This window comes from Neoluteolibacter marinus, assembly GCF_014904755.1.
Classification (GTDB): Bacteria; Verrucomicrobiota; Verrucomicrobiia; order Verrucomicrobiales; family Akkermansiaceae; genus Haloferula; species Haloferula marina.
The window spans coordinates 1-14,434 of the sequence record NZ_JACZFQ010000027.1; the positions used below are offsets into that span (position 1 = coordinate 1).

Annotated in this window: 14 protein-coding genes; 10 read left to right on the top strand and 4 right to left on the bottom strand. The window is 63.1% G+C overall.

The window, feature by feature from the left end; translation table 11 throughout:
- Positions 1–692: fumarylacetoacetate hydrolase family protein (locus IG178_RS07735; protein ID WP_193211965.1), on the bottom strand; the 692-nt coding region annotated here is incomplete at its 3' end.
- 422 nt (positions 693–1,114) lie between these two features.
- Between IG178_RS07735 and tgt the strand changes: the two genes are divergently transcribed.
- The 4 genes from tgt to IG178_RS07755 all read left to right on the top strand — a co-directional run bounded on the left by tgt (position 1,115) and on the right by IG178_RS07755 (position 5,900).
- Positions 1,115–2,245 carry a tRNA guanosine(34) transglycosylase Tgt gene (gene tgt / locus IG178_RS07740; protein WP_193211966.1) on the top strand — a complete coding sequence of 377 codons (1,131 nt, stop codon included), beginning with the start codon at positions 1,115–1,117 and terminating at the stop codon, positions 2,243–2,245.
- Entirely contained in the window at positions 2,242–2,574 is a 333-nt protein-coding gene (gene yajC / locus IG178_RS07745; RefSeq protein ID WP_226895121.1) for a preprotein translocase subunit YajC, read from the top strand. The genes tgt and yajC overlap by 4 nt, the downstream gene beginning before the upstream one ends.
- A 36-nt stretch (positions 2,575–2,610) precedes the next feature.
- The gene (gene secD, locus IG178_RS07750) at positions 2,611–5,082 is read left to right on the top strand and encodes a protein translocase subunit SecD (protein WP_193211967.1); all 2,472 of its coding nucleotides are present in this window, start codon (positions 2,611–2,613) and stop codon (positions 5,080–5,082) included.
- A 128-nt stretch (positions 5,083–5,210) separates the two neighbouring features.
- Entirely contained in the window at positions 5,211–5,900 is a 690-nt protein-coding gene (locus IG178_RS07755; RefSeq protein ID WP_193211968.1) for a hypothetical protein, read from the top strand.
- 6 nt (positions 5,901–5,906) lie between these two features.
- On the opposite strand, the gene IG178_RS07760 is transcribed toward IG178_RS07755, so the two are convergent.
- Positions 5,907–6,668, bottom strand: coding sequence for an EF-hand domain-containing protein (locus tag IG178_RS07760; protein ID WP_193211969.1), 762 nt, complete (start codon positions 6,666–6,668; stop codon positions 5,907–5,909).
- Positions 6,669–6,805: 137 nt separating this feature from the next.
- Between IG178_RS07760 and metF the strand changes: the two genes are divergently transcribed.
- Complete coding sequence (gene metF, locus IG178_RS07765; protein WP_193211970.1) at positions 6,806–7,711, top strand: methylenetetrahydrofolate reductase [NAD(P)H]; 906 nt, start codon at positions 6,806–6,808, stop codon at positions 7,709–7,711.
- A 4-nt stretch (positions 7,712–7,715) separates the two neighbouring features.
- Here the strand turns inward: metF and IG178_RS07770 are convergent, their stop codons facing one another.
- On the bottom strand, positions 7,716–9,338 hold the full coding sequence (locus tag IG178_RS07770) for a hypothetical protein (protein ID WP_193211971.1): 1,623 nt from the start codon (positions 9,336–9,338) through the stop codon (positions 7,716–7,718).
- 103 nt (positions 9,339–9,441) lie between these two features.
- Between IG178_RS07770 and IG178_RS07775 the strand changes: the two genes are divergently transcribed.
- On the top strand, positions 9,442–10,221 hold the full coding sequence (locus IG178_RS07775; RefSeq protein ID WP_193211972.1) for a segregation/condensation protein A: 780 nt from the start codon (positions 9,442–9,444) through the stop codon (positions 10,219–10,221).
- An 18-nt stretch (positions 10,222–10,239) separates the two neighbouring features.
- Here IG178_RS07775 and infA read toward each other — a convergent pair whose 3' ends face one another.
- Entirely contained in the window at positions 10,240–10,542 is a 303-nt protein-coding gene (gene infA, locus IG178_RS07780; protein WP_193211973.1) for a translation initiation factor IF-1, read from the bottom strand.
- A gap of 153 nt (positions 10,543–10,695) precedes the next feature.
- Between infA and ftsY the strand changes: the two genes are divergently transcribed.
- From ftsY to IG178_RS07805, 4 genes are all read left to right on the top strand, one after another.
- Positions 10,696–11,547 carry a signal recognition particle-docking protein FtsY gene (ftsY, locus tag IG178_RS07785; protein ID WP_193211974.1) on the top strand — a complete coding sequence of 284 codons (852 nt, stop codon included), beginning with the start codon at positions 10,696–10,698 and terminating at the stop codon, positions 11,545–11,547.
- 168 nt (positions 11,548–11,715) lie between these two features.
- Positions 11,716–12,774: a beta-ketoacyl synthase N-terminal-like domain-containing protein gene (locus IG178_RS07790; protein ID WP_193211975.1), complete on the top strand. Its 1,059-nt coding sequence runs from the start codon at positions 11,716–11,718 to the stop codon at positions 12,772–12,774.
- Complete coding sequence (locus IG178_RS25435; RefSeq protein ID WP_226895123.1) at positions 12,771–13,898, top strand: HAD-IB family phosphatase; 1,128 nt, start codon at positions 12,771–12,773, stop codon at positions 13,896–13,898. The genes IG178_RS07790 and IG178_RS25435 overlap by 4 nt, the downstream gene beginning before the upstream one ends.
- A 164-nt stretch (positions 13,899–14,062) precedes the next feature.
- Positions 14,063–14,404 carry a hypothetical protein gene (locus IG178_RS07805; protein WP_193211976.1) on the top strand — a complete coding sequence of 114 codons (342 nt, stop codon included), beginning with the start codon at positions 14,063–14,065 and terminating at the stop codon, positions 14,402–14,404.
- Positions 14,405–14,434: the final 30 nt, after the last annotated feature.

Genomic DNA, 14,434 nt, shown 5'->3' on the forward strand with positions numbered 1-14,434 from the left:
CTGATGTAGCTGACCAGATGCCGGACGCCGAACATCATGTCCCCCGTCCAGCCGTTCTGGCGCATCTCGCCGTTGACCTTGCACCACAGCCTGAGCCCTTGCGGGTCCGGAATTTGCGATGCGGGGACCAGCCACGGCCCCATCGGACCGAAGGTGTCGCAGCTCTTCCCCTTGGTCCACTGGCCGCCGAGTTCCTTCTGGAAGGCCCGTTCGGAGTAGTCGCAAAAAACCGAGTAGCCGGCCACGTGGCTCAGGGCATCCTCCTCTTTCACCGACGACGCGGTGCGGGAGATGACGATCGCCAGCTCCACCTCATAGTCGAGCTTGGTGGCACCCGGCGGATTGATGACGTCGTCAAAGGGCCCGCTCCAGCAGGTCGGAGCCTTGAGGAACAGGACCGGCTCCGTGGGAATGCCCTCGCCGAACTCCTTGGCGTGGTCGAGGTAGTTCTTTCCCACGCAGACGATCTTCGACGGCCGGTCCACCGGCGGACCGATCCTCACCCCCGGCAGGATGTCCTCGGCGTCGGGGCAACCGTCGTCGACCCAGGCCTGCAGGGCCTCCAGCCCGCCGAGCGCGAAAAAGCCCTCGTCGTAGTCGTTGAACTGCCCCCCGACGTCCACCCGCCGGCCGTCATCCAGAATGATGCCGGGCTCCTCGCGCCCCGGTTCGCCGTAGCGGATCAGTTTCATGCCCCGCTACCTAACAAGCTCTCGATGCGCTGGCAATCCGGCGCTCGGTCTGTCGCAGGATTTTGCCGTTAAAGCGCTGGAATCACTGCATTTCCGGTTGGTTCCGGAGAAAATGTTTCCATTTAGGATCACTTAAAACTTTCCTCATCCGTAGTTTTTGGGCAGCGTCGCCACCGTGTTCGTGCTGCTTCGGCGGCCGCTCACAACAGCTTGGTTTGATCCGTTGATTCATTTTTCCGGCACGGGTTTCCGGGGGGAAACCTTTGCCGACCGAGTCGCCGCGAGGAAAACCAGCTGATCCAGAAAGGGCGCGAATCTTGACTCCGGGGGGAATCTGTTCGCGCCCTTTCCTATGTCCGGATTTCCGGATCGCTTGCTTATCCATTGCCCGCCGCGGGTTTTCCCCGTAAACCGCGCGCCCGATGTTTCAGGTTCTCTCCCGCGATCCCTCCTGCCAGGCCCGGCGCGGCCGGATGGAACTGGCCCATGGCACGGTCGAGACGCCGATATTCATGCCCGTCGGCACCCAGGGCTCCGTGAAGACCCTGCATCCGGACGAGTTGGACCTGCTCGGCGCCCAGATCATCCTGGGAAACACCTATCACCTCTGGCTGCGCCCCGGCCACGAACTGATCCGGGACCTCGGCGGGCTGCACCGGTTTGCCTCCTGGGACCGGCCGATGCTGACCGATTCCGGCGGTTTCCAGGTCTGGTCCCTGGCCAAGCTGCGGAAGATCACCGAGGAGGGCGTGCGCTTCCAGAACCACTTGGACGGCACGCGGATGCTGCTGACCCCCGAACTCAGCATGGAGATCCAGGCCTCCCTCGGCTCCGACATCGCGATGCTTTTCGACGAGTGCCCGCCCTACCCCTGCGAACGGAAGTATGCGGAGAAGTCCCTCGCCCTCACCACCCGCTGGGCCAAGCGCTGCAAGGACTGGGTCGAAACCCACCAGCCGACCAGCGGCAGCGGCAAGCAGCGGCATTTCGGCATCGTCCAAGGCTCGATCTGGGCGGATCTCCGCGAACGTTCCGCCCGCGAACTGGTCGATCTCGGCTTCGATGGTTACGCCATCGGCGGCGTTTCGGTCGGCGAGCCCGAGGAGGAAATGATGCGCGCCGTGGAACACAGCGTGCCTTTCCTGCCCGAGGACAAGCCGCGCTACGCCATGGGGCTCGGCACACCACCCCAGATCCTGGAAATGATTAGCCGCGGGGTCGACATGTTCGACTGCGTGATGCCCACCCGGGTCGCCCGCCACGGCCAAGCCTTCACCCTGGACGGCCCGATTCATATCAAGAACCTCGAGTTCGCGAAGGATGAGCGACCGCTCTGCGAAAGCGCCCATCCGCACGTCGCCCGCTTTACCCGCGCCTACATCCGGCACCTTTTCCGTGCCGGGGAAATCCTCGCTTTGCGGTTGCTTTCCTTTCACAACCTGCATTTCTTCCTCCGCCTCACCGCCAATGCGCGGGAGGCCATCGCCGAGGGCAAGTTCCTTGAATTCAAGGACTCCTTCATCCGCCGCTACACCCAGTCAAAATCCGCATGATGCTTTCTTTCCTCACGCTGCTCGCCCAAGGCGAAGCGGCCCAACAGCCGAGTGGGTTCCCCAACTCGATGATCATGATGGTCCTCATGATCGTCATGTTCTATTTCCTGCTGATCCGGCCCCAGCAGAAGCAGCGCAAGGAACTGGAGCAACGGGTCGCGGCGCTGCAAAAGGGTGATGAAGTTATCACCACCGCCGGCATTCACGCCCTCGTCCACAACATCAAGGAGCGCACCGTGGTCCTCAAGATCGCAGAAGGCGTGATGGTCGAGTTCGACAAGCCTGCCATCGCCACGGTCGTCAAGAAGGATGGCGCAGCCGCCAAGTAACCGGTGCCCGCAGCGCCACCCGCTTTCCATTCCGCCATGTTCCCGTCCACGTTTTTCGCGTCCATTCTCCTGAAGGACCCGATGTTCCTCTTCCTCTCGGGCCTCGGCCTGCTGGTCCTGTTCTTCTGGTACTTCGCCACCGAGCTTGAGAGTCGCAAACGCAATGTCGGCACGTTCCTGATCCTCGGCATTTGTGGCCTGATGGCACTCGCCCTCTATCCACCGAAGGAATCCCTCAAAGGCGGCATCGATCTCGTTGGCGGCTCATCCTTCACCTTGCAGGTGAAGCCGAAGCTCGACGAGACCACCGGCCAGCCGATCCCCCTGATGAAGGAGGATGTGACCCAGGCGAAGTCGATCATTGAGAAGCGCCTCAACGAGCGCGGCACCAAGGACCTCCAGACCTACGAAACCGGCGAAGACAAGATCCTGGTCCAGATGCCCGGGATGTCGCCGGAGGAGTCCGAGGAAGTGAAGGAGCTCCTCGAGAAGGTCGCCCGTCTTGAGCTCCGCAGGGTCAACCTCGAGGGCTTCCACCCCGGCCCCGACGGCCGTACCCTCGCCGAGCGGATCGATTCCGGCGACGAGCCCCGCAAACCCGGCTTCGGCGTCTTCAAGCACAGCTACGAGGACCGCGAGGGCAACACCCGCACCGAGTTCCTGCTGCTGAACAACCGCGTCGCCCTGACCGGCAAGGACGTCGCCACCGCTTACCCGGAAACGATGGGAGCCAGCCACAACGTGGCGATCACCCTGACTTCTGCCGGCGGCGACAAGATGATCAACCTTACCAAGGACATGGCTCCCGGCCGCGATCGCATCGCCGTGGTCCTCGACGGCGAGGTCATCACCGCTCCGACCGTCCAGTCGGTCCCACTCGGCAAGCGCTTCCAGATCGAAGGCCAGTCCAGCCACGACGAGGCCCGCAGCCTTTCCAACGCCCTCAAGAACCCCCTGGAGAACCCCCTTGAAATCATCGAGACCCGGGTCATCTCCCCCACCCTCGGCGCCGCCGTCATCACCCAGGGGATCTGGGCCGGCATCATCGGCCTCACCCTGACTGCACTGTTCGTGCTCATCTACTACCGCACCGCCGGTCTGGTGGCGTTGATCGGCCTGACCGTGAACACCATCATGATCTTCGGCGGCATGGCGATGTTCGGCTTCACCTTCACCCTGCCGGGAATCGCCGGGATGATCTTGAGCATCGGCATGGCGGTCGACGCCAACGTGCTGATCTACGAGCGACTGCGGGAGGAAATCGGCCACGGCAAGTCGCTCAAGTCGGCGATCTCCGCCGCCTACGACAAGGCCTTCAGCGCCATTTTCGACTCGAACATCACCTCGCTCATCACCGCCCTCATCCTGTTCTGGATGGGCAGCGGCACCGTCAAGGGTTTCGCCATCACCCTGACCATCGGCCTGCTTTCCTCGATCTTCTCCGCGATCTTGGTGACCCGCGTGATGTTCCGCTGGGGCAACGACCTCCACCTCCTCAAGAAGCTCAGCTTCCTCGACCTCATCAAGTCCTCCACCTTCGACTTCCTCTCCAAGGTCAAGCCGGCCTATGTCGTCTCCGGCCTGCTGCTGCTCGCGAGCCTCGGTGGTTTCGTCTTCCGCGGTCAAAAGGGCCTCGGCATCGACTTCACCGGAGGCACCCAGATCCAGTTCGAACTGGGCTCCCACCACATCGAGCAGGCAGCCGTTGAAGCCAGCCTCGAAAAGGTCCAGACCTCGAAGCGCCCGTCGGTCCAGGAAGAGAAAGCCATCTCCGGCGAACAGCTCACCATCCGCTGCGCCGACCAGGACGTCGACGCCATCGTCGCCAACCTCCGCGAGTCTTTCCCCATCCTGGGAGAGAAAGTGGAAGAGGTGAAGAACGGGGAGAAGACCGGAGATATGGTCTACGCGATCCAGCAAAGCACCGATTCGGTATCGGCGGCGCTCGGCAAGGACTTCATGATCGAGTCCTGCATTGCCCTTGGCCTGGGACTCCTCGGCATCCTCACTTACATCACCCTGCGCTTCGAGTTCTCCTTCGCCCTCGGCGGCTTCCTCGCCCTGATCCACGATGTCGTCATGTCCGCCGGCATCATCATCCTTTGCGGCGGCGAGCTTTCGCTGATCCACGTGGCCGCGCTGCTCACGATCGCAGGTTACTCGGTCAACGACACCATCATCATCTTCGACCGCATCCGCGAGTCGCTGAAAGAAGGCGACGGCGACGTGAAGATCCTGATGAACGAGGCGATCAATGCCACCTTGTCGCGGACCATCCTCACTTCCCTTACGACCATCGCCACGGTCACGGTGCTTGCCATCCTGGGAACCGGCCAGCTCCAGGACTTCTCATTGATGATCCTCATCGGCCTGATCGTGGGCACCTACTCGTCCATCTTCATTGCCGCCCCGGTGGTGCTGTGGTGGAGCGAGCGCAAGGGAGGCAGCCTGCGGAAGGAAATCCTCCACACCACCCTGGCGGAGTCCGACATCCAGACCGTCAACTGAGGGCAGGGCCGGATTTGAACCAAAGCCACGACGAAGCCGGCCCCCTAGGGCCGGCTTCTTCTGTTTCGGGGTCTTCCACCGGGTGCTTGAACTTGCCCGCGACAGCGTGATTCGCCATCGTCCGAGACATGAGACGCCTCGCCGCCTGCCTCGCCATGATCTCCCCCTGCCTTGCCGAATCGGTGGCCGACGACGTTCCGATCGGGATCGAAGTGGTGACCGGCTACCGCACGGAGTACGTCCATCGCGGATTCAAGCTCGCCAGCGACCTGATCGACGTCCAGCTCGAGGCCGAAATCGCCCTCTCCGACGAATGGATCCTCAATCTCGGCGGCTTCTATGGTACCGGCACCGGCAGCGGTGACTTCTCCGAAGCCTCGACGTTTTTCGACCTGCGCTACGATACCGATCATTGGACCGCCGGCTTCGCCACCACCTGGCGCGACTACCAGGACAGCTTCTTCGCCGACGGCTTCGATCTCTCCCCCTCCTTCACCTGGCATCTCACGGACGACTGGGACCTCGGGACGGCCATCGCCTACGACACCGGCGACGGCGGTTGGTACGGCAACCTGGAGGCCAGCTGGTCGAAACCGATCGGCGAGTCTTCCTTCCTGAGCGTGAAGGGGGGAAGTTCCTGGACCGAAGACTACTATGGGAGCAGCGGCTGGAACGACCTGTATGCCCGGATCGCTTGGACCTACGCCTTCAACAAGAGCGTGGCCGTGACGCCCTTCGCGGGCACCTCGATCCCGATGGGCAGCAGCCCGGAACGCAACCGCCTGTTCGCCGGCTTGTGGTTCGAGGTGACCTTCTGAGACGAATCACTTCTTGCCGCCGTCCGGAGCCCGATCCTTTTCCTTCGGCGGGAAATCGGCCGCGTCGATCTTGAGGTCATCATTGCGGTCCATCGCCTCGAAGCGGTCCTCCTGTTCGTCCTCGCCCTTGTCCTTCAGGAAGGGCGATTTGCGGAACTCCTCGAAGCTGAGCGCCCCGTCACCATCGGTGTCGAGCGCCTTGATCATTTCCGCGGGATTGAATCCGCGTCCTCCTTTGCCATCCCGCGGCGACCTGCCGTGCATGCGGTCCTTGGGGGTGAGGACCCCGTCGTGATCGTGATCCATCCGGCGGAACATCTCGCGCTGCCGCTCTTCCGGAAGTCGGGCGACAAAGCCCAGTCTCTGGAACTCCTCGAAGTCGATCTTGCCGTCCTTGTTTGCATCCACCTGCTCCAGCGGCGGCATGCCGCCCTGGCGCCGGCGGGGCATCTCGTCCGGTCCAATCCGTCCGTCCTTGTTCTTGTCCAGACGGCCGAAGAACTCCATGCGCTTGTCCGCGGGCAACTGTCCGGGACGATCCAATGCGGCGAACTCTTCCGACGAGATGAAGCCATCGCCGTCGGTATCGGCCATCTTCCAGAACTTCTCCATCCGGTCGCCGCCCTTGCGGTCCCGCTCCGGCCCTTTCGGCCCACCCTCGCGCGGCTCACCGTCATGTGGCGGCGGCGGACCTTCCGGCGGGGGCTCCTGGGCGAACGCAGAACCCGTGACCAGTAGGAAGAACCAGGCGTGTCGATGGAGTTTCATGAACCGTAGATTGGCTGGCGGAACGCTGTCCGTCCGCGATGTGGAAAACTCCATGAGACCGCGGAAGTTGCGACAGCGCCGTTTTTTTGCCTCCCCCCGGGCCGCGGGTCAACCCATGCTGCCCCCGTTCCAAGCGCATGCACATCCGCGACATCCTGGCCAAGCGACGCCCCTCCTTTTCCTTCGAGTTCTTCCCGCCCAAATCCGCCGCGGCAGTGGAAGACCTCTACGGGACCATCGTCGAGCTGGAGTCCTGCCAGCCGTCCTTCGTCTCGGTGACCTACGGCGCCGGGGGCAGCACCCGGGAGATGACCCACGATCTGGTTCTCAAGATCCGGGAAACCACCGCCATCCCGCCGGTGCCCCACCTCACCTGCGTCGGCCACTCGGAGAGCCAGATCGAGGAGATCCTGCGACGCTATGCGGACGCCGGGGTTTGCAACATCCTCGCCCTGCGCGGCGACCCGCCGCGCGATTGGCCGGACTATGACTGGTCGGACTGCGACTTCCGCCATGCGGGCGACCTCGTCCGCTTCATCCGCAAGTTCAACGAATCCGGCGCCCACCCGGATCCCCGCGGCTTCGGCATCGGGGTCGCCGGATTCCCGGAGGGCCATCCCGCCACGCCGAACCGGCTGCTTGAGCTCGACCATCTCAAGGCCAAGGTGGACGAGGGTGCGGACTACATCTGCACCCAGTTGTTTTTCGACAACCACGACTTCTTTGACTTCCGCGACCGCTGCCGGTTGCGCGGCATCGACGTGCCGATCCTTGCCGGCATCATGCCGGTCACCTCACTCGGCAGCATGAGCCGGATGGCCGAACTGGCCGCGGGTGCGAGATTCCCGGCGAAGCTGCTGCGGGCGCTGGACCGCGCCAACGGGGATCCCGCGTCGGTGGAAAAGGTTGGCATCCACTACGCCGCCCAACAGTGCGCCGAATTGCTCGACCACGACGTGGACGGCATCCATTTCTACACGCTCAACAAAAGCAAGGCGACCCGCGAGATCTACGCCAGCCTCGGCCTGGCAAGCGCGGGCTGATGCCTCAGTAGCGGGCTCCCAGATCGAGGATCTCCTCGGACTGGCGGCGGGTCAGCTCGAACAAGGGCCCCTGGAGCGGGACGTCGATCGGCACGCGACCGGTCGCGGGATCCACCGGGAAGCTTTCACGCAGGACCTCCGAGCGATCGAAGGCATCGCCCGGGATCGTGATCGTCATGCCACCGTCGCACTGCAAGGCTTGGGCCCGCCGTGCCATCTCTTCCTGCAGAAGCATGTCCTCGACCTTCTCCTTGGTACGCCGGGTGAAGATCGCCATGTCCTTCGCGTCCTCCCCGCCGGATGCGGCGTCCTTCTCGGGGGCGATTTCACCACTGCTTCCTTTGGTGCCCTGGCCGGCACTCAGCTCGGGATCGAAGACCGGGGCGAACTGTCCGTTCAAACTCGACTTGAGAGAACCCGCCACTTCCTCGTCTTTCGGGAAGCGCACATGCAGACGGCCCGCCAACGTCATCAACTCGCCGGCCCGTAGGTCGACACGGGTCAACTCCATCGCCCCGCCGCCGGTCTTGAGGTGAAAGCTGCCGCGGTCGATGTCCACCTTGCGGTAGTTGTTGAACAGATCGACGGTCGAAAGCGTTCTCAGCAGCTCGATGCGGTCGCGCAAGCTGATCAAGTTCCCCCCTCCCATCGTGACGTCGCCTTCCAATTGGATGCCCTCAAGCGAGTTGGTCGAACCGGACAGCACGAACTCCCCGGACACGATTCCTTCGATAAACGGCCGCACGGCCTCGGGCAACATTCCCTCAAGGGGCACCCTCATCAAATCGACCTTGCCGCTGACGACCGGCTGCTCGCCGCCCCGGATCTTGAGGTCCTTGAACTTGACGACCCCGCCGTCCTTCTCGAAGTCCCCCTTGGTCACCCGCACTCCGTCGCGTCCGCACTCCACCACCAGCTCCTTGAGCTCCAGGTCCTTCAGCCAGTTCTGCGAAAAGGTGCCCCCCCTGAACACCAGACGCCAACCGTCCGGGGAGCGGACGGCCACCATCCGGCTCTTTTCGATTTTTCCCGCGGTGCGCTGCGAGAAGCCCCAACGGATGCTCGCTTCATCCACTTCGATCGATGAAAACTTGAAACTCGGCCACTGGCGGAAAAACGACATGCCCGTGGCCGCCGCTTCTTCCGCGGAGTTGGCCCCCGCCTTCACGTTGATCTCCAGCCATTTCGCCTGGATGGTGCCGGCCTCCCACACGCCCGTCATGCCGTCCAGCAAGCCCATCTTGAAGCGCACGTTGCCGGCATCGAGACTCCGGAAAAACGCCTCTTCCCCGCCTTCGGCACCCACCCGACGCAGTTGCACCTCCCCCTGATTACGCGAAAAGTCCTTCACCTTCGCTTCACTGGCCGCCAGCCCGTCGGCCAAACTGGCGCTCAACGAATCGGCAAAGCCTTCCGATTTCACCCGCTGCACGAGGTAAATGCTGAACCCGCCCGCCGCGACGGCCAGCGCCATCGCCACCTTGAACGCCAGCCTGAGGAGATGGTTGAAGGTCATCGCCCAGCCACCGCCGCCGGACATCGAGTGGCGCAGCTGGAACCAGAATCCCTGGCTCGCGATCCACTGACTTAGCTTCTGGTTGAACGACTGAGTTTGATCCGCCTCCATAATCAGCCCTCGGGCAAGGGCGGGATTAGACCCAGCCCCCCGGTGCGTTGCGAGTGCAAATTTCCCCTCGCCCGCCGCCTCCCGATCCCCTACCTGTCCGGCCGTGGAAGGCACCGATTACAAGGTAAGACTCGATATTTTCGAAGGACCGCTCGACCTGCTCTTGTACCTCATCAAGAAGGACGAGGTGGACATCCACAACATTTCGATCGCCCGCATCACCAGCCAGTATCTCGACTACATCGAGACCTTCCGGATGCTGAACATCGACCTCGCCGCGGAGTTCATCGTGATGGCGGCGAACCTGATGTACCTGAAGAGCCGCACCATGTTGCCGCGCCAGGACCAGCCGCCCGAGGAGGACGCGGAAGAAGACGATCCGCGATGGGAGCTGATCCGCCAGCTCATCGAGTACAAGAAATTCAAGGACGCCGCCGGATTCCTCAGCCTCAAGGAGGTCGAACAGGAGGGCTCGTTCGCCTTCCAACCCGAAAAGCCCGAGCTGCCCGACGAACCGGTCGGACTCGCGGAAATCTCGATCTTCGACCTGATCCGGGCCTTCCAGAACGTCCTCAAACGATTCGAGGAGTCCCACGACCTCGGCGACATCGTCGACGACCGCTACACCGTCGCCGACAAGATCGAAATGCTCCTGAACCGCTTCGAGCCCGGCAAGGCGGCCCGTTTCGACTCGCTGTTCGAGTCCGCCACCACGAAGTCGGAAGTCATTGTCACCTTCCTCGCGGTGCTCGAACTGATGAAAATGAACCAGTTCGTGCTCCGCCAAACCCACCTGCTGGGCGAGATCGAGATCGAGAGGAGAATCCACACGGCTCCTCACATCGAGGAAGCCGGGGAGGAAACCGAAGAAAGCCCGGCTTGAACGAAGCCGGGCCGGGGATCAGCCCAATCGGTAGGTGATCCGGGCCTTGGAAACGTCGTAGGGGGACATTTCCATCTTCACCTTGTCGCCGATCACCAGGCGGATGAAGCGCTTGCGCATCTTCCCGGAAATGTGGGCCAGCACCTCGTGGCCGCTCTGCAATTCAACGCGGAATTGGGTACCGGCGAGCACCGAGGTGATCGTTCCTTCGACCTCCACGGACTTCTCTTCGCCGTCCGCCCCGACCTTGCGGACACGGGGACCGGCGTTGTTGCGTCTGCGGCGGCCACCGCCGCCACCTCTTCTGAATCCTTGGCTCATGTAATATTGCGTCCGCGCCGAACGGCGGGCGCGGTGATTGATCCTCAAGCAGCCGCCCCATTCAACTGCAAAAACACACACATTCGTCTCAGGAGGCCCGTTTCGCACCACACTTGCCCCCGTCGCGCGCCCCCGCTACAACCCCGCTTCCCCATGGCCGGCATCTTCAAATCCCTCTACAACAAGCTTGCGAACAAGGCCGAGGTCGACTGGGACGAGGTGGAAGCCGACCTCGTCGCCGCGGACCTCGGTCCCCGACTCGCCCTCCAGATTGTCGGCGAACTCCGCGATCTCGGACGCCAGGTCTCCGCCGACGATGTGCTCGAGGCCGCCCGCCGCCACGTCGCCCAGCGCCTGCCCGCCGACTCCCCGCCACTCCTCCCACGTATCGACGGCAAGCCCTTCGTCTTCCTGGTTGTCGGCATCAACGGCGTCGGCAAGACCACCTCCTGCGCCAAGCTCGCCCATTGGCTCCAACGCCGCGGCCAGCCGACCGTGCTCGCCGCCGCCGACACCTTCCGCGCCGCGGCCGTCGAACAACTCGAGCGTTGGGGCCAGCGCCTCGACATCCCCGTCGTAAAGGGCCAGCCCAATGCCGACCCGTCTTCCGTTTGCTTCAACGCCCACCAGAAGGCCATCGCCGACGGCTCGAAGTACCTGATCTGCGACACCGCCGGGCGCCTGCACACCCGCCACAACCTGATGGAGGAACTTTCCAAGATCAAACGCACCCTGGCCAAGAACGACCCCACCGCCCCGCACCTCACCCTGCTGGTGGTCGATGCCACCACCGGTTCCAACGCGCTGCAACAGGCGAAGGAATTCCACAAGGCGTGCCCGCTCGACGGACTCATCGTCACCAAGATGGACGGCTCCGGAAAAGGCGGCGTCGCCATCGCCATCCACGACCAGCTCGGCATTGCCCCGCGCTTTCTCGGCACCGGGGAAGAGCCGGAACAGTTCGCCTTGTTCAGCAAGCAGAAGTTCGTGGAGGAAATGCTGTGATTCACCCGGCCGGCTGAAGCGGCGCGGCGAAGCCTCCTAACCGATTCTATTTCCTTGGCATCGGCCGCCCAACATCTCTAGTCCGCGTCCATCCACCCGCCACTTTCCATCACCGGCCTCGCCGCCCTGTCCGGGCTCGGCCACGATTTGGCAGCGCATCTCGACGCCGTGCGCCAGGGTCGCACGAACTTCCGGAAGCTCGGCGGACTGTTGGGAAACGACAGCCCCCACCGCGACCTCGCCGCCACTTGGATCGAACCCCGACATTTGCTCACCCACCGCAAGTGGGCCCCGGCCACGATGGCCGCTCTGCATGTCGCCCGCGAAGCCGTGGCCGAAGCCGGTTGGGATGACCGGGAGCTGGCCGAGGCCGTTCTTTTTCTCGGCTCCAGCCGCGGCACCGCGGATGGAGGTGTCGAGGCGTGGCCGCAACGGCGAGCCTTCCCGCTGATGGCCGCCAGCAACTCCCTCCACTGCGAGCCCGCCGCCGCCATCAGCATCGAGCTCGGCATCCACGGGCCCTGGCAGGTCCAGGCGAGCGGATGCGCCGCCGGCCTCGACGCCCTGGGCATGGCGTCGCTCTGGCTTCAATCCGGTTTGGCGCCGCGCGCCATCGTCGTCGCCGTCGACCTGCCGCTCTCGCCCCTTCTCCTCGGCAACTACGCCGCCACCGGCATCCTTTCGAAGGACGGGACCAATGATCCCTATTCTCCATCGACCACCGGGATCATTCCCGCGGAAGCGGCCGCCGCCCTGACACTAGAAGCACGCGGTCGCCCCGGCACCCCCAAGCTCGCCGGCTACCACGCCAACGCGGACGCGGCCAACGCCATCGACATGCCACCCGGCGCACCCGGTCTTGTCGCGCTGCTGGAAGCTGCGGTCGAGCGCTTCGGCCACCCGGCCGCCATCTGCCCCCACGCCAGCGGCACCGCCTCCAACTCGGCGCGCGAACCCGCGGCGATCCTGAACGCCCTGGGACCTTCCTGCATCTGCCCGGTCAAACCATTCACCGGTCACGGAATTGGCGGGGGCGGCCTGCTCGAGTCTGTCATCGTCGCGGCGTTCCTCCGGTCGGGTCGTCTCCCGCCACCGCTGCCCGGTCTCACCTGCCCGGACGGCCTCACCATGACGCCCGCAACGCTTTCCCCTTCAGCGATTGTCTTCAAAATCGCTTCCGCGCTCGGCGGCAAGAATTCCCTGGTCGCACTCCAAGCACCGTCATGAACGATCTCCACCTCGAAGTTTCAATCGATGACCAACGCCTCCGCCTCCGCCGCGGACCGGAACTCGTGAGAGAATTCGTCGTTTCCACCGCAGCCAAGGGTGCCGGCTTCCAACCCGGCAGCCACCGCACCCCGACCGGACGCTTCGTGGTCGTCCAGAAGATCGGTGCCGGGATGAACCCCGGCACCATTTTTGTCGGCAGGGAACCCGTCGGCCTCTGGCAAGCAGGGGACGATTGCGACAAGGACCATGTCCTCACCCGCATCCTGCGGATCAGCGGCCTGGAACCTGAAAACGCCAACACCTTCGACCGCTTCATCTACTTCCACGGAACCCCCCGGGAGGATTTGTTAGGCACTCCCGCGAGCTGCGGCTGCATCCGGCTGTCCAACCGCGACATTATCGAACTCCACGATCTCGTGGAGCCGGGAACGACGGTCGAGATCATCCCTCCAAGCATTCGCAGGGAAAAGCTCATCTTCTTCGACTGCGACTCCACTTTGTCATCCATCGAGGGCATCGACGAGCTCGGCCGGGCCTGCGGCCCGGACGCCTTCAGACAAGTGGAAGACCTCACCAATCAGGCCATGGACGGCAGGGTTCCCATTTCCGAAGTATTCGGCAGGAGGATGGAAATCATCCGCCCCGACAAGGATACGGCGGAAGCCGTCGCCCGGCAGTATGTTGATACCATCACTCCGGGAACCACCGACGCCATTGCCGCCCTGAAAGAAGCCGGCTGGACGCCGGTCATCCTCTCCGGAGGCTTCGAACCCCTGATCCGTCCGCTAGCAAGGCATCTCGGCATCGATCACGTCGAGGCCGTGCCCTTGCAATTCGACACCGAGGGCCAGTACGCCGGTTATGGTGCGGACTATCCTACCACGCGCAACGGGGGGAAGCCCGAGGTCATCCGGGAATGGCAGCATGCAATGTCTCCCGAATTGACAGTCATGGTTGGCGACGGCGTTTCCGACCTCGAAACCAAGGGCGACGTCGATCTCTTCATTGGTTTCGGCGGTGTCGTCGAGCGACCCAAGGTCAAGTCATCCGCGGACGTCTGGATCACCTCGATGCATGACCTTCCACCCATCGTCGCCGGCCTTCAACCCGGATCAGACTGAGTCCACTCCCCGCTGACCCAGAGGGATCTAACGATACCGTGTCCGATTTTGGGAATGTCACTACGGAGACCCAATCGTAGAAATACGAAGACATGAACAATTTGTCTCTCTCCGCCAAGTTTTGACTTGCTATAAACTGAGGCCGAAACTACCCCTTGGGAGTCATGAGCAACTCCAAAGTAAATTCGGCCAAAGGCCGTCGTTACACAGCCAAAGAAAAGGCGGACATTATCGCCTACGTCGACAAGGTGAATGAAGAAAAAGGCCGTGGCGGCCAGAGCGCTGCGTCCAAGAAATTCAAGATTTCACCTCTCACCATCTCGAGCTGGATCCGCTCCGGCGCAGGTGGAGGTTCGGCAACCGTCAGCGCAGGCGGTGCCGCTGTCGCTGGCCCGATCGGCAAGAAGCTGTCGAAGCTTCAAGCCCTTCACGATCAGATCGCCCGCACCGAAAAGGAACTGGCCAAGCTGAAGGCACAGTTCAATTCGTTGAAGTCGGCTCTCTGAAGCATTTCCAAACCCGAAACCGTTGGGGCC

Bases quoted from the DNA above. Each gene is read 5' to 3' on its own strand.
- tgt (WP_193211966.1), top strand. From the start codon at position 1,115: ATGTTTCAGGTTCTCTCCCGCGATCCCTCCTGCCAGGCCCGGCGCGGC.
- yajC (WP_226895121.1), top strand. From the start codon at position 2,242: ATGATGCTTTCTTTCCTCACGCTGCTCGCCCAAGGCGAAGCGGCCCAA.
- secD (WP_193211967.1), top strand. From the start codon at position 2,611: ATGTTCCCGTCCACGTTTTTCGCGTCCATTCTCCTGAAGGACCCGATG.
- IG178_RS07755 (WP_193211968.1), top strand. From the start codon at position 5,211: ATGAGACGCCTCGCCGCCTGCCTCGCCATGATCTCCCCCTGCCTTGCC.
- IG178_RS07760 (WP_193211969.1), bottom strand. From the start codon at position 6,668: ATGAAACTCCATCGACACGCCTGGTTCTTCCTACTGGTCACGGGTTCT.
- metF (WP_193211970.1), top strand. From the start codon at position 6,806: ATGCACATCCGCGACATCCTGGCCAAGCGACGCCCCTCCTTTTCCTTC.
- IG178_RS07770 (WP_193211971.1), bottom strand. From the start codon at position 9,338: ATGGAGGCGGATCAAACTCAGTCGTTCAACCAGAAGCTAAGTCAGTGG.
- infA (WP_193211973.1), bottom strand. From the start codon at position 10,542: ATGAGCCAAGGATTCAGAAGAGGTGGCGGCGGTGGCCGCCGCAGACGC.
- ftsY (WP_193211974.1), top strand. From the start codon at position 10,696: ATGGCCGGCATCTTCAAATCCCTCTACAACAAGCTTGCGAACAAGGCC.
- IG178_RS25435 (WP_226895123.1), top strand. From the start codon at position 12,771: ATGAACGATCTCCACCTCGAAGTTTCAATCGATGACCAACGCCTCCGC.
- IG178_RS07805 (WP_193211976.1), top strand. From the start codon at position 14,063: ATGAGCAACTCCAAAGTAAATTCGGCCAAAGGCCGTCGTTACACAGCC.